Annotated in this window: 10 protein-coding genes; 5 read left to right on the plus strand and 5 right to left on the minus strand. The window is 48.5% G+C overall.

Features of this window, described 5'->3' with window-relative positions; genetic code table 11:
- Positions 1-92 precede the first annotated feature (92 nt).
- The 4 genes from IC229_RS00005 to IC229_RS00020 all read right to left on the minus strand — a co-directional run bounded on the left by IC229_RS00005 (position 93) and on the right by IC229_RS00020 (position 6,442).
- Positions 93-2,528, minus strand: a complete 2,436-nt coding sequence (locus IC229_RS00005; RefSeq protein ID WP_190884866.1) for a TonB-dependent receptor domain-containing protein — start codon at positions 2,526-2,528, stop codon at positions 93-95.
- Complete coding sequence (locus tag IC229_RS00010; protein WP_190884867.1) at positions 2,506-3,855, minus strand: HTTM domain-containing protein; 1,350 nt, start codon at positions 3,853-3,855, stop codon at positions 2,506-2,508. Before IC229_RS00010 ends, IC229_RS00005 begins: the two co-directional genes overlap by 23 nt.
- Before the next feature lie 103 nt (positions 3,856-3,958).
- Positions 3,959-5,122 carry an imelysin family protein gene (locus IC229_RS00015; protein WP_190884868.1) on the minus strand — a complete coding sequence of 388 codons (1,164 nt, stop codon included), beginning with the start codon at positions 5,120-5,122 and terminating at the stop codon, positions 3,959-3,961.
- Positions 5,123-5,266: 144 nt separating this feature from the next.
- Complete coding sequence (locus tag IC229_RS00020) at positions 5,267-6,442, minus strand: DUF4856 domain-containing protein (RefSeq protein ID WP_190884869.1); 1,176 nt, start codon at positions 6,440-6,442, stop codon at positions 5,267-5,269.
- 602 nt (positions 6,443-7,044) lie between these two features.
- Between IC229_RS00020 and IC229_RS00025 the strand changes: the two genes are divergently transcribed.
- From IC229_RS00025 to IC229_RS00045, 5 genes are all read left to right on the plus strand, one after another.
- Positions 7,045-9,546: an ELWxxDGT repeat protein gene (locus IC229_RS00025; protein WP_190884870.1), complete on the plus strand. Its 2,502-nt coding sequence runs from the start codon at positions 7,045-7,047 to the stop codon at positions 9,544-9,546.
- Between the two features lie 390 nt (positions 9,547-9,936).
- The gene (locus IC229_RS00030) at positions 9,937-10,365 is read left to right on the plus strand and encodes a response regulator (protein WP_190884871.1); all 429 of its coding nucleotides are present in this window, start codon (positions 9,937-9,939) and stop codon (positions 10,363-10,365) included.
- 89 nt (positions 10,366-10,454) lie between these two features.
- Positions 10,455-11,531, plus strand: coding sequence for an alpha/beta hydrolase (locus IC229_RS00035; RefSeq protein ID WP_190884872.1), 1,077 nt, complete (start codon positions 10,455-10,457; stop codon positions 11,529-11,531).
- Between the two features lie 143 nt (positions 11,532-11,674).
- Positions 11,675-13,150: a leucyl aminopeptidase family protein gene (locus IC229_RS00040; protein WP_190884873.1), complete on the plus strand. Its 1,476-nt coding sequence runs from the start codon at positions 11,675-11,677 to the stop codon at positions 13,148-13,150.
- Between the two features lie 120 nt (positions 13,151-13,270).
- Positions 13,271-14,482 (plus strand): ATP-grasp domain-containing protein, encoded by a 1,212-nt coding sequence (locus IC229_RS00045; RefSeq protein ID WP_190884874.1) that lies wholly within the window; start codon positions 13,271-13,273, stop codon positions 14,480-14,482.
- A 187-nt stretch (positions 14,483-14,669) separates the two neighbouring features.
- Here the strand turns inward: IC229_RS00045 and IC229_RS00050 are convergent, their stop codons facing one another.
- Positions 14,670-14,957 carry a hypothetical protein gene (locus IC229_RS00050; RefSeq protein WP_190884875.1) on the minus strand — a complete coding sequence of 96 codons (288 nt, stop codon included), beginning with the start codon at positions 14,955-14,957 and terminating at the stop codon, positions 14,670-14,672.
- Positions 14,958-15,263 lie beyond the last annotated feature (306 nt).

Below are 15,263 nucleotides of genomic sequence, written 5' to 3' on the forward strand. Positions count from 1 at the left end.
TAGCGTTTCCAAGCCTGAGAATAAGGAAATTTTAAGATGCTTCCGCTCCGGCGGCCCGGCTTCGTCAGCATGACAAATAAATAGCTTCGGCTTTATAGCTTCACCTGTAATGTCACGTAAACGCTACGTCCATCGGAAGGTAGAATGCCGGGGCCGGGGTAGCCGGTGGCTCGCCGGGTGAAATAAGTCCGGTTTGCGAGATTATTTAAACTGCCTTCGAGCCGAAATCGACTAAACTGATACGACAGGCTGGCGTCCATAATGGCGTAGGCTGGAATCAGGCCGATAACTGCCGAAACACCGCCTTCGCGGGCATTGGTAGCATCCGAAAACTGGTCGGAAAGATATGTGTATTGGAAGGATGCTTTCAGGTTTTTGTAGCCCAAACGTACCCCACTTTTCAGGTTTACGTTCGGCACAAACTCTACCTGATTACCGACCACGCCCGCCACTTCGCTGGCATTGTAGCGAGAACGTATCAACGCTACGTTGGCGAATAAAACCCCACTCAGGTTCGGATTTTTCGGGTTCGCCATTCGTAAGAAATCACCTTCAGCGTAGGTTTCAAGGCCCATTATGATGGCCTGGCCAATGTTGCCCCGGCGACGTAACACGCGGTCATTCTGGTCGTAGAACTGCACTTCGCCGATGCGATTGTTGTAGTTGAGGTAGAACGTGCTAACATCGAAATTGTACAGCGTGGTTTGCGTGCTACGTATCCCCAAATCCAGCGAATAGCCTTTTTCATCCTGCAAATTCGGGTCAATCACCATCGACGGGTTAGCAATTCGCATGTCGCTGAACGTAATGGAACGGTAATTCTGCGACAAATTTCCATAAATATCTAACGTAGCGGCCGGTTTATAGCTGATTCCCAGCCCCGCCAGCACAAACTGCCGGCTGTTGGTTCGGTATTCGTTGGTGCGTATCGAACTAAGAATATTTCCGGCCAGATCGCGGGTGATGGTCCCATAGAAACCGTCGGCGGTGGTATGAATATATTCGTACCGAAGGCCGGGCGTAACTGACAGTTTATCACCAACGTAGAGAATGTTTTCGGCAAACAGTGCTACGTTCCGGTTCGGAAATTGATAATCGGATTGAATAGCCTGCTCATTGTCGATAAAATTGAAATCAGCGCTTTTGCCCGTACTGCCCAACCCCTGAATACTGTGGTTATAGCCGTGGTAATAGCGACCGCCCACCAACAGAATGGCCTGTTTGTTCGCTACGTAGTACCGCTTCAGATAACGCGCTTCGGTACCCCAGTTCTGAAAATCACCTTTGATTAAATCGCGCTCGCTGTTATCATCAATGCTAGCCACGCGGTTGGGCCGGAATCCAAGCGAATATCGGTAGGCATACAAGCCAAACAGTCTCAGATTGAACTCGTTATTAGCGTTGAACCTGTGGTCGAAGTGGAGAGCGGGCATAGTCCAGTTTACGTTGAACCAGTTGCGTTCACGATTACTCTGGCGCGGGTCGGCGCGGAACATCCCGTCGGTGAGGCCGCCCGGCTGCTGGGCCAGGTAGCTCATCTGTGTAATATCGAAACCCAGCGATGTATTCTCCGAAAAACGATAATCGATGTCGGCGAAAGCAGTGTAGTTGGTGAAGTTGGAATTGGGCCGCCAGCCACCGCCTTTTTTGTACTGAAAATACGTGTAATAGCTCAACTTGCCCACGGTTCCGCTGGCACTGGTGAATGCATTGTAAAACCCAAATGAACCCAACGTTTGTCGGATAATCAATTCAAATTTTCGGTCCGCAACGGGCTTTTTCATTACAAAATTGAGCAATCCGCCAAACTGCGTACCGTATTGCAGCGAAGCGGCTCCGCGCACAATCTGAATTCGACCCACGGCTTCGGTAGGTGGCGTGTAATAACTTTCAGGATAGCCCAGCGCGTCGGCACTGATATCGTAGCCGTTCTGTCGCACGTTGAAATTCGAACTACGATTCGGATCGAGGCCACGCCCACCGATGCTGAGTTGAAGTCCTGCGCCTTCGTTTTCCCAGATGTTCAGGCCAGCTACACGGGCGTAAATCTGGCGGGCGTTGTTGGTCGATAAATTGGCGACAAGTTGCTCAGGAATAATGACTTCGGATTTTTTGCCCTCATAAATCCCCATGTTTTCGACGCCCCGCATCCGGGTAAAACCAAAGTCGGATTGCTTATCCGTAACGGTCACTTCCGACAGCGTTTCAAGCCGACTGACCAGCCAAATTGCTACGTCCTGACTCCGGCCATCGATAGTTGCGTTCTGTTTCGAGGCTTTAAAATCAGGGCAAGTGGTTTGTAATATGTACTGGCCGTTGGGCAGGTTATCGAAAACGAATTTTCCCAAACTGTCGGTCAACATACTACGTCGGCCATTGTTCAGATACACCGTACAGCTCTTTACGGCTACACTATCATGCCAGGCACGTACCGTTCCCGAAAGCTGATATTGTGCGAAAGAACTGTGGGTGAGCCCACATAAAATCAGTGCAAACGCTAAAAAACTAAAAACCGTAAATCGTATCATTGAGCGGGGTAATCCATGCTTTTGGCCGAAACGATTCCTGTTCGTTAGCCAGGTTTGTGTTCGGGTCGACGAGGGGTTTTCCCATGCGACCATTCAGTGCTACGTACGAATCGACATAAACCTGCGGCTTTTCAAAACCACGCTGAGCGTAATAATCACGCAGAAAATGAGCGTATTGCAGAAGCATATCCGGTTGAGTCGACATCATTTTTTCCTGCAAAGTTGTCAGAAAATCATTGTTGTTGACAATGGTTCGATGGCCTGCATTGTCTTTGACCATAAACTGCGCATAGCCCGCTTTTTCCATCAGCATTACCCGCCACGAAAATCGATAGCCCTGTTCCGTCCAGAAAAGCTCACCCGGATAGAGCAGGAAACGTAGCGGGGTCAGCAATTGAATGACAAAGAAAAGTCCTAAAAAACTAAGAATCAGCTTCGTCGCTACTGGCCCGTACTGATACGTTCGGCGTGGTAGCAGGAACGTACCCGAAATAGACATCCAGCGACTTAATTGCCGAATTATCGTCTGGTGAAAATGAGCCGGAAAGAAAATGAGTGCCGTCACGATCATGATATACGGAAACATGCCAATCGGGAAAAGCAGGGCCGTCAGTCCGTGAAAAACGACGACCGTTACGTATGCCCAGGAACGTGTCGGGCGATACCAGAGTAGAAACGGAATTGTGAGATCATACAAACAACCGAACCAGCTAAATAGGTAGGCTACCCAGCGGTAATTGAACAAAAAACCCACCATTGGAAAGTCGTTATGTGCTGGTAACCAGATACGTAGCGGCAACGCATGCAGTAACCAGTCGCTGTTGAGTTTGGCCAGCCCCGCAAATACGTAGAGTAGCATAACAAACAAACGTAGCGAATCGAGGCACCAGGCTGGAATCTGGTCGGCAATTAAGGTACGTCGTCGGTAGGCATCGACGGAAAAATAGGCGTGAGCGGGCAGAAAAATCAGCAATAGACAAACCAGACTGGTGAAATAGTAATGGTTCAGGTACGTGCTTTTGTCGATGAGTTCGATGTAGGTAAAACTCAGAAACAGAATCACCGCAGCCAGTCGGTAGAAAAGCCCAATGGCTACCAACAAGGCCGAAATTCCGCAGATAGCAAACAATACGTAGGTATACTGCCCCAGCGGTTTGACAAACTCGAAACCGTAAAAAGGGAAAAAATAATGCGGTCTGATGTACAGTTCCTCAATCCAGCCTTTGCTCCAGAAACGAATCGTACTGCCCAGCAGCATCAGGCCGAACAGGATTCTGAAAACGGCCAACGGAGCAGCTGAAGTAATCTTGCGGAAATAAGCCTGCATGAACGAAAGTCGTCAGGAAATAGTCGTTAGTCATCAGTCGATAGTCGCTCGTAATTGGCTGGTCAGCAAACTAACGACTAATGACTGTTGAGTAACGACTGTATTAATCCCCGTCGTTATCAGTGTATGTAATGGTGATGCTCATGGCGGTGGTCATATCGACTTTGAGCATCCGAATAATTTTCTGCATCTGCGTGTAGGTCTGAACCATCGCTGTGTTGTTGGCTTTAACCTCGTCGTACAGATTGGGTTTCAGCGTATTGAGTTGCTGCGTGATGGCGTCAAACTGTTTGCTGATCGTTTCTGTCAGCGACGCACCGGTACTGGTATCTTTGGCTCCCAGTGAGTTCAGGTACGTTTTCAGACCCGGCCCTTCCTGCCCGTTTTTTGCACTTTTTCCGTTGAAGAAATCAATTGAAGCCTGATGAGCCGCTTTGGCCAACGCCAGCGAAATGTCTTTTTTGTAGAAGGCTTCCACTTTATCGGGCGCAACGGTGCCGTTGGTCATAGCCCCCGACGGAATACCGAATTTGCCCGACCGGATGTATCGTTCGTAATTCAGTACGTATCCATTGACCAGTTTTGACGTAGAGCAGCCCGCGTTGAGAGCCGTGCAGTTGATGAACGTATCGCGATAACCACCAGACGTCCAGGCAATATTGACGGTATTGAATACCGAATTCATCTGAGTGGTCAGGCGTGTAATGTACGCAATACGTTTTGCTGCATCGGTGGCTGTTGTGTACTTAGCCAGAATCGCGTCGTCGGTAGTGCCGAGGCCATTCAGCAGGTAATCCAGTGCCGGAAAACCTTGTTTGGGATAGGAAGCCGGTACGTCGAACGCGCCCGTTCCTGCTGTTACGTACGATTCGATGCCTGCTACGTCGGCAGGATAAATGTTAAAGAAGTTACGTAGCGTGTACTGTTCAGCCGGACCAACGTCGAAGAGTTCAACCTTTTGCCATTCTATGTAAGCATCCGCCCACGACTGACGAAATTCGGTAAGTGTCGTTTTATCAGGCTTGGCTGTAAATGCAGCCGATTTTGTCAGCATAGCGTCGAACTTGGTTTTGAAGTTGGCGTAGCTGGGCAAGATGATGTTGTCGGCAATGTTGGTGAGCATCGCTTTCCGGTCCGACGCTGCCTGGTCGGTTGGATTTGTCGGATTGCCGGGCGTCGGCGTATCCGTACCGCTCCCACCACAGGCCCATAACGTGGTTACGAACGCACAGACAAACCCGAGTTTTTTCCACCTGAGTTGGTTCATGATATAAAAAAGAAGACAGAGCGATACGTGGCCGATCGCTCTGTGGTGAGTTTTTAAGTTTTCTGTCTACAGTTTGTTAATGTATTCATTTAGTGAGGTCAGGTTTGGGAACCTGATTTCACTAAATTATAAACTTAAACCCAATTATTGTATATTAAATTTCGTCTTGATGGCAGAAGAAGCCGCATCAATTTTGGCGTTAGTCAGCCCCCAGAAACCGTTTGGAGCCGAGTAAACCAGATTGTTGAGCAGACCGTCGGAGAAAGCAGCATCAGCATTATTCATCTTAGCATAACGCAGACTGTAAATAAAGCCTAACCCTTCGCCCATAGCGTGCGCAGCTGCCGCCGTGTTCGTACCGGCGGTTTTCCATTTGCCCAGATAACCCAGCGCAGCACCAGCAATAGCTTTTTCCATAGCCGAGCGAATCAGAGTTGCCTGTGTTTTCAGTAACGTTTTGTCGTTGTTAACGATGGCTGCACGACCGGTTAACAGTGCTTTATGAATTTTCGGGAAATCCTCCTTATTGTATTCCCAGAGATAAGAACCGATAAAACTTTCGCCCGAAGACGTAGCAGTAGCTTTGCCGCCATACACTGGATTTGCGGTGATGATGCCAAAAATTTCGTCCCAGTTCTGCTCAAGTGCTGTGTAGTTTTTGCCGCTCACCAGTGTCTGATTATCCAGCGCCAGATTCTTATCGCTCAGCAGTACGTTAGCGATGTAATCGACCTGAAAAGCGCCAATCAGACCTTTCTGGATGATCTGTGCCCACTCAATGCCTTTATCGTCAACCAGATACGTACCAAGTTTACCCGGCTTGCCTTCTGAAGCCGTAGCCGAAGCAAATTTGCTGATAGCCGCCATTGGGGTAAATCCAGCTTCAACAGTGGCACGCTCTTTCTCTGCGTCGGCAGCCGATAACGACGAAGCCGTTACGTTCCGCAACTGTACGCCCGATGTGTTCAGGCTGGCGTTTGCCGTACCTGAAAATGGATTTCCCGTGTTCGAGAACATATTTTTCAATACCGTCGCATCCAGCACTGCGCCAGTGCTAGCGGCCGTTCCGTTATACGTATTGATCGCCCGAAACATACCCAGGCGCGCGCTGCCTACGGTCAGGTCAACGGTTTTCGCGCCTTTATCATCGACAAAAAAGTTGGCGTAGGTAGTCGTATCGGTCAGCTTGGCGTAATCGACGCTTTTACGAAGTTGGGGGGAAACGGTAGTTGGGTTTTCTTCCCAGTTATTACAAGCGGTTAAAGATGCCGTTAGTAGGACAAGAGAAGCTAATTTGGCAGGTAAATGGCGGTGAACCATGATCAATGGAGTTTTTAGTGAGCAGATTGTCGCCACAAATGTAAATACTATTTAGACTGATTATAAAAGTTATTATCGAAAATATTCCATATGTCTTCCTAAAGCGTAGCTTAAAATACCCTGGTTGATACGTTATTCCGGGTTAAAAGTGAACTGGATCGGCAGGAATATCAATTAGCTTTAGTTGTTGAATATCAGAAGATTATTCATTGGAAAGGGAATAGGCAGTTGTTTGCGCTAGATCACTCTAAAGCTTACTGACTTGTCCAGCCGCTATCATATTGGTGAGTGTGTACGCCAGTATGTTCCTGCAGTATTGCTCACTTACGTAACCCAGCTTACTACGTATTAGCCTTATAAGCTACTTGTCTGGCTGAATTCTGCTAACGGTCGGGCAAAATGACCCTTTTATACAGTTTGGCATACCTGTTACTAACTTCGTCATGGATGATAGCTGCCGAATTTATTGATTTGTACTCACTAAGCCACTACGTCGACTTCAGGACAGTGGAATACGATTGGGTTACTAACCCGTTAATGAAACTCAAGTACAAATAAGTTGGCCAAAGTTTTTTAACAGTAAGTAAAACACAAATGCTATCATGAAAACACTGTACAAACGAGTCTTGGGACTATTGCTGTGCCTGGTCGGCATAAACACGCTATCGGTTGACGCTCAAACCCTTATTAAAGACATTAAACCCGGTGCTGGCTCATCGTTGCCTGAACAACTCACCAACATAAACGGGAAACTGTATTTTGTGGCCGACGACGGGGTGCACGGGAAAGAACTCTGGAAGTCGGACGGTACAGAGCAGGGGACCGTGTTGGTTAAAGATATTATACCGGGTGCTGTTGAAGGTAATGTTAAAAACCTGACCAATATGAATGGTACGTTGTTCTTTAGCGCGAAAACACCCGTTCCTCAATTTGGCATTTACTCCAACCAACTCTGGAAATCAGATGGTACCGAGGGCGGTACGGTGGAACTTCTGGACGGGCAAGGCAGCAAGCCGGAAAGTAAAGATCCTCAGAACCTTACGAATGTAGGAGGCTTACTTTACTACTCAAATACGCTGGCGCTTGGTGGTGCTGGCTATTCAGGTTTACTCAAATCGGATGGCACAAATTCACCCGGTACCACCCGTATTACGTACTATCCATCGGAGCCATTTTTTTTTCCTAAAATCTCGCAACTGACGAATCTTAATGGCACGCTCTATTTTATATATGGGGGTGGACTATACAAGTCTACTGGTACTACTGCTTCAACCGAGCTGGTGAAAACGATTGCACCAGGACCAGCAGATAACAATAAAATTCAGCACCTGATCAATGTCAACGGCACGCTTTTCTTCACCGCGAACGACGGTCAGGCTGGCGATTTTCACCGGCTCTGGAAATCGGATGGTACGGCGGCTGGTACCGTTAAACTCGTCGATGGAATTTCAAATCCGGCTGAAGGACCAAATCCGGCCAACCTGACCGATGTCAATGGCACATTGTATTACACCAGCCGGATTATCAAAGGAGGTTCCAGCTACTGGGGGCTTTTTAAATCAAACGGCTCAAATAATCCAGGTACTGGTTTCTTCGCAACCTTTGTGAGCTCCTCAAGTGATAGTCCGCTTAGCAATGATGTTCCCTACGGTGCTACCGGCGATCCGACACTCTCACCATCGAGTCTCATCAACGTAAATGGAACCCTATATTTTGTTTTTGCCAATAAGCTCTGGAAGTCGAATGGTACGTTGGAGGGCACTGTACAAGTGATCTGTCCAGCTGCGCCAAGTTATCTGACGAATGTCGATGGCACGCTTTATTTTGTCGGTGGTCTTGGTTCAATTTTCAAAACAGATCCTTCTACTAACCAGGCTACAAGTGTTTATACGTCGAGTGATCCAACCGCTGATCTGACGAATGTGAATGGCACGCTCTTTTTCACCCACACCGATCCAGTTAAGGGTAAAGAACTTTATACGTTAAGTGCGCCACCGCCACCGGTTTCCAGCGCTCTTGAACTCAAAGCACCAAGTTATAATTGTGCGACAGGTCAATTTACCTTTCAAACCAACGGTGGCAACGGTTCACCCATCGAGTTCAAGGCCATTGGTATCACTGATTGGTCAACCAATCCCAATCAGTACGTAGACGTTGAACTACGTACTGCGGCCGATGCCGCTCCGATTCTGCTACGTGCTCGTCAGAATGGGTCAGAAGCGTTCTATACCTGGGACATTCGGGCGCAGTGCCCTGTCGGTGGCAATCCGCCCAATCCCGGCAATGGTAATCTGCAACTGACTGCACCTCAATATAACTGCCAGACGGGTGCTTTTACGTTCCAGACCAGCGGAGGTAATGGTACGCCCATTGAATTCCGGGCTATTGGCATCACTGATTGGACGACCAATCCCAATCAATTTGTTGATGTGGAACTACGTACCGCAGCCGATGCCGCTCCAATTCTGCTACGTGCCCGCCAGAACGGCGCAGAGGTTACTTATATCTGGGACATCCGGGCGCAGTGTCCTGTGGGCGGAAATCCTCCTAATCCCGGCAATGGTAATCTGCAATTGCTGGCTCCTCAATACAATTGCCAAACAGGTGCCTTTACGTTCCTGACTAGTGGCGGTAATGGTACGCCCATTGAGTTTCGCTCCATCGGTATCACCGATTGGACAACTAATCCTAACCAGTTTGTTGACCTGGAATTACGTACTGCAGCCGATGCGCAGCCCCTGCTGCTACGTGCCCGCCAGAGTGGTGCAGAGGTTACTTATATCTGGAACATCCGGGCGCAATGTCCTGTGGGGGCCAGACTTGCGGCCAGTCCGACTACCGAGCTGATTGCCAACCTCAAAGCAGGTGTCTATCCAAATCCGGTAGGGGAGGAATTTACGGTTACAATTGATAATGCACAGGATAAATCGGTACGTCTGTTTCTAACCGATCTGAATGGTCGGCCCATACTTGATCGGTCTATACATGTTACCACGCTACGTCATGAGGAGCGCTTACGTATCGATCAGGCAATTAGTGGAATGTACCTGCTACGTGTCAGCACTGCTCAAGAAGTAATCTCCATCAAAGTCATCAAACAATAAGCCGTTTTTAGATAATCTACCAATTGGTAGTCACCAGAAAATCAGTTAAACGTACTAATAAACTACCCCGACAGGCGACTAAGAAGAGCGTGTCGGGGTAGTTTATTGTACAGCCTCTTTATTTTTAGACGCCCTTGATACGTGTTAATTCACTATTAAATAGGTAGATAAACTATTGCATGCTACGTTCAGCAGTGTTATCTTTGATTCCTGCTTCTGAGTTTCACACCACGTTGTTCTGTTTTCCATTGCATAATCCAGGTGCTGAATAGTTGATGATCACACCCGTTGCGACATTTTACAGCCTTCTCTGTTTAGTTATTTTGGCGCCGTAATCAGTCGGTGAATTGATTTTCGCTTTCTGCCAATCATCGTCCTGCGTGTCAAATCATGGCTTTTCATTATTCAACCGGCACTTTGCCTCTAACTCCCCCATCCGTCTGGATTGTCGATGACGACGAGGACGATCGGCTTTTTCTGCGTTCGGCCTTCGAAGACATGACAAACCCGGTGAGTGTACTTACGCTCAACGACGGCGACCAGTTGTTACCCAAGCTGGCCAATTCGGCTGAATTACCCCAGCTCATTCTGCTCGACATCAATATGACGCGCCAGGATGGCTTCGAAACGCTCGCTCAACTGCGAAACTCTCCAAAATTTGCGAGTCTGCCGGTGGTTATGCTCACGACATCGTCAGACAATTCAGACCGTCAGCGGAGTATGGCGCTTGGCGCTGATCAGTGTCTTACAAAGCCAGCCAGTTATAAACAATTGGTAGGACTAGTGAAGGGATTGACTGAACAATGGGCACTGGCCTAATGGCTTGTCTGCAAACGTATTCGTGGAATTCTCCCTAATTTTACGGGCCAAATCTGAACCAACTGCGGCTGGTATCCGATTTTGTCTGTATGTCTTCATCACTACGTTTAGAATTAACAACTCCCGATAACGACGAGCGCCCAGTATATGTATCGGGCAATTTCTGTGACTGGTTGCCCGACATAGATGTCTTTCAGATGACACCCGTGGGCCCCGGTCAGTTTATCTATGAATTTCCTGGTGACCTGCCCTTACCCGACCAACTGGAATATAAATATACCCGTGGCGGTTGGGATCATGTCGAACTTGATGCGTTTGGTGGGCCAGTTCCCAATCGGACGGCGCTCCGAACAAACGACGTAAGGCGGGAATACGTACCGCACTGGCGATGGTTTGGCGGACCGTTTAATCCGGCGTATCTGCCCAGAATTGAGCTACTTGGCGATACGTTCAAGGTGCCAACAATCGACCGTTTTCGTCGGGTCCATGCCTTACTGCCGCACGATTATGATGAATCTGACAAGCGTTATCCTGTGCTTTACCTGCACGACGGTCAGAATCTGTTTGGTGGCGGAGCGGGGTACGGAAGCTGGGAAATTGATCAGAAAATGGCCATTCTGGCCGCCCGTCATCATCACGAAGTCATTCTGATTTCGATTGATCACGCCAATGACGAACGTATCAGAGAATTTACGTTCCATCGGACACGGGCTGGTAATGGTCGTGGACAATTTTACCTGGATTTCATCCGCCATACCCTGAAACCCATTGTCGACCGGTCATTCCGCACACTACCTGACACCGCCAATACGGGCATTGGCGGAAGTTCGTTGGGTGGCCTGATCAGTCTGTATGCCGGACTTATGCACCCCAATGTATTTGGCCGACTGATGATATTTTCGCCAGCGTTGTGGATTTCACCCAAAATTTATTTTGATGCTATTCGCTTTCAGGCACCAGTGCCGATGAAAATCTATGCTTACGGCGGTGAACAGGAATCGAAATATATGGTGCCTAATATTCAGCGGTTTAAGGATTCGCTGATTCGTCAGCAGTACGTTGGAAATCCGATAAATTTGCATCTGTCAGTCGATCCAGAAGGCACGCATCAGGAAGTTCACTGGAGCCGCGAATTTCCCAAAGCCATCGAATGGTTGTTTTATTGACGAGCTGTTTAAATTATTGAAACAAGCATTTTTTGTCATGCTGACGAAGGAAGCATCTTAAATTATCCTTACCTGCGAGTGATGATAATTTAAGATGCTTCCTTCGTCAGCATGACAAAAAATGCTACTAAATCTTATCTTCCGTGACGATAACACTTAATACTCAACCACCAGCCACTGGCGAACTACTTATCCCGATTGGTCAGACGGAGACGCTGGCCGATCAACTGACGAAACTGGCTCCGCGACTGTCTATTGATACGTTTATACTTCAGCGCGATTTTAAGGCAGAAGCGAAAGACGTACTGTCGCTTTATAGCCCCGATGGGAACAAAACGTACTTACTCGGTGTCGGCGCTGACCCGCAATCGATGGATTGGTTACGAATTTTTCGAAAATTCTTTTTTGACTATAAAAGCAAGCTCCCTGCTACGTTAGGTATCGACCTGACTATGTTACCCGGCGACGTAGTGGAGGCTGTGGTGCTGGGAATCCGGTGGGGCGGTTATGACTTACGCCTGTATCAGACCGATAAGCATGAAGGCCCGGCCATTTTTGCGGAAGCTGGTCAGATAACGCTCTACGTCGATGAGATGCAGTTGACTTCGGCGCAGGAAGCTCTGCTACGTGGTGAAGCGATTGCGCAGACGCAGCGTCAGATGCTGGATTTGATGAATGCGCCGGCCAACCTGAAAAAACCGCAAACGCTGGCCGATTGGGCTGTTACGTCGGGGCGAGAGCATAACTACAACGTAACGATTCTCGACAAAAACGAACTTGAACTTCAGCACTTGGGCGCATTGCTGAGTGTGAGTCAGGGCAGCGAAGCGCCACCGGTGCTGATTATTGCTGATTACAAGCCAGAAGGTGTAGGCAACGTGCTGAAAGTGGGGCTGGTAGGTAAAGGTGTTACGTTCGATACGGGCGGTGTTTCGATAAAAACCTCGGCGAGTATGCACCTTATGAAGAGCGATATGGGAGGGGCTGCGGCAGTACTCGGCGCGGTTGAAGTAGCGGCTAAATTAAAGCTACCGATTCATGTAATTGGTATTGTCCCCGCTACCGAAAACGCCATCGACGGACGTTCGACCAAGCCAGGCGATGTCATTACGTCGTATCTGGGTAAAACCATCGAAATCATCGATACCGATGCCGAAGGGCGGGTGATTCTGGCCGATGGGCTGGGCTATATGGTTCGTAATTACCAGCCCGATATTCTGATCGACCTTGCTACGTTGACGGGCAACGTAATAGCCGCTTTGGGATATCATGCCGCTGGGCTGTTTACATCAAATGATACGTTAGCCAGCAAATTAATCGAAGCCGCCGACCAGACGGGCGAGCGACTCTGGCGATTGCCCATCTGGGATACTTATAAGGAAGACATCAAATCGGACGTAGCAGATTTGAAGAATTTCAGTGGTAAACCGATTGCCGGAGCCATTAGTGCGGCTAAATTTCTGGAAGTCTTTACCGAAAATCATCCCGCCTGGGCCCATCTGGACATTGCCGGAATGGCTTTTGCCGATACTGAATTTGGGTCACAGAAAAACGCTACCGGATTCGGCATTCGGTTGTTAATCGCGTATTTACGCGGTCTGATTGCAGAAATGCGATAAGAAAAATTTCGAGTCTGGTGTTTTTGCTGTACTTTAAGTTCTGATACGTTGATCCAGGTTTTCGCCCGGCGCACTTCCGGAAACCTGGAACAGCTACCCTTAATCGCAAACGCCCTTCCTATGAGCCAGTTGTCTTTTTTGTGCATTGCTACGTTTTTTAAGGGACATGATTTTATGCGCGCCTGTAAAGAGATGGGCAACACGGTTTATTTGCTGACCGACCAGAAACTGGCCAACGAAGACTGGCCGCGTGAAGCCATCGATGAACTGTTTTTTCTACCATCACATAGCAATGAACCCAACGATTTGGAGCAAATGATTGTGGGGTTGGCTCATACCATGCGGTCGCGGCAGATCGACCGGGTTGTGGCGCTGGACGATTTTGACGTAGAAAAAGGGGCACTCATCCGCGAAACGTTCCGCATCGATGGCATGGGGCAGACGACCTCCCGGTATTTTCGCGATAAGCTGGCCATGCGGACTCGGGCGGCTTCGGCTGGCATTCGGGTGCCAGCCTTCAGTGCGTTATTTCACGACGAAACCGTTACAAACTTCCTGCAAACGACTGAAGGCCCCTGGCTGATCAAACCCCGTTCGGAAGCCTCTACGACCGGTATTCGCAAAGTTCATTCGCTGGACGAAGCCTGGTCGGCCATTCATCTGCTGGGCGACCTTCGGCATCACTACCTCATCGAAACGTTTAAACCGGGTAAAGTCTATCACGTCGATTCGCTGTCAGTTGATGGAAAGGCCGTGTTTTCACGGGTGAGCCAGTATCTGGCAACGCCAATGGAGGTAGCGCACGGCGGGGGCGTCTTTCGGACTGCTACGTTGCCTCTCGATGGTGATGAAACGGCGGCACTACGTCAGATTAACGATCAGGTACTGGAAGCGTTCGGAATGCGCTACAGTGCTTCGCATTCGGAATACATCCGGGGCGACCACGACGGCGAATTGTATTTTCTGGAAACGGCTTCACGAGTGGGTGGGGCGCACATTGCCGAGATGGTCGAGGCCGCATCAGGCGTCAATCTTTGGCGGGAGTGGGCCAAACTAGAAGTGGCGATGGCCCGAAAAGAACACTACGTACCACCAACTGATAGTGGTCAGTACGCAGGCTTAATTGTCTCATTAGCTCGCCAGCAATGGCCTGATTTATCGGTATTTGGTGAATCGGAAATCTGGTGGCGCATGAAAAAGGAATACCACGTTGGTGTGATTGCCAACTCCAACAGCCGGGAGCGTATTCTGGAACTGCTCGATACGTATATGCATCGGATTTATCAGGAATTCCACGCATCGGCTCCCGTCCCCGATAAGCCTACGAGTTAATGCGAATTATGGGTAGTTAGTTTTGTCATCCTGAGGCAGGAAGGGTATTAAGGTTTCCTGGAAATCTAGTAAAGAAGCTTTAAGATCCTTCCTGCCTCAGGATGACAAAAAATCTCGATTAGGTGTTATTAGCCAAAGAGTTAACTTTTAACTATCTATAATTCACATGAATTAGACCATTTATAGCCTAATTCTTCCGTAATGAATCTTTTTTGGCTTTGCCGATGGGAACCGATACGCCAAACGAGCGTGGATCGCTGGGTGGTAGGGCTTTTCGTTTTTTCCCATCTGCGGGAGGAGGGGGCGTAGTTGTTGGCACCTGCGCTGTTAGCCCTGGCCCTGAAGTGGGTGTGTCGACACCCGGAATAAATACCTGTTTCTGAACAGGTTCCTGGGTCGTTTTAGATGAATCGGCCTGTCCGAAACAGACGGAGCCGAATAAGCAAATCGCGAAGCAAACGATAGCGGATTTCATGAGAAAAGATAGTTCGTTGAGTAAAAAAGCCTTCCGTTACGTAGCGGATACATGGCAACCAATTAACTACGTTTTCCGACCAACGGTTTTTCTTAGTAGAATAAATCTCGGGTTCTTTTCAAAGCTTGCTGCTGATAGGCCGTAGATCAATCCATTAGTTAACGTGAATAATGAATTGATGAATAAATAACCAATACGTTGACTTAGCCAATAGTTATGTTATTTACCTTCATACAAAAACGCCCGGTTCATTTTCAGAAACCGGGCGTTTTCACGTAGCACAACAATCGTACTGTAATAAATTCG

The organism is Spirosoma profusum, assembly GCF_014699005.1.
GTDB classification, from domain to species: Bacteria; Bacteroidota; Bacteroidia; order Cytophagales; family Spirosomataceae; genus Spirosoma; species Spirosoma profusum.

Excerpts from the sequence above, each read along its gene's own strand:
- IC229_RS00005 (WP_190884866.1), bottom strand. The coding sequence starts at position 2,528 with ATGATACGATTTACGGTTTTTAGTTTTTTAGCGTTTGCACTGATTTTA.
- IC229_RS00010 (WP_190884867.1), bottom strand. The coding sequence starts at position 3,855 with ATGCAGGCTTATTTCCGCAAGATTACTTCAGCTGCTCCGTTGGCCGTT.
- IC229_RS00015 (WP_190884868.1), bottom strand. The coding sequence starts at position 5,122 with ATGAACCAACTCAGGTGGAAAAAACTCGGGTTTGTCTGTGCGTTCGTA.
- IC229_RS00020 (WP_190884869.1), bottom strand. The coding sequence starts at position 6,442 with ATGGTTCACCGCCATTTACCTGCCAAATTAGCTTCTCTTGTCCTACTA.
- IC229_RS00025 (WP_190884870.1), top strand. The coding sequence starts at position 7,045 with ATGAAAACACTGTACAAACGAGTCTTGGGACTATTGCTGTGCCTGGTC.
- IC229_RS00030 (WP_190884871.1), top strand. The coding sequence starts at position 9,937 with ATGGCTTTTCATTATTCAACCGGCACTTTGCCTCTAACTCCCCCATCC.
- IC229_RS00035 (WP_190884872.1), top strand. The coding sequence starts at position 10,455 with ATGTCTTCATCACTACGTTTAGAATTAACAACTCCCGATAACGACGAG.
- IC229_RS00045 (WP_190884874.1), top strand. The coding sequence starts at position 13,271 with ATGAGCCAGTTGTCTTTTTTGTGCATTGCTACGTTTTTTAAGGGACAT.
- IC229_RS00050 (WP_190884875.1), bottom strand. The coding sequence starts at position 14,957 with ATGAAATCCGCTATCGTTTGCTTCGCGATTTGCTTATTCGGCTCCGTC.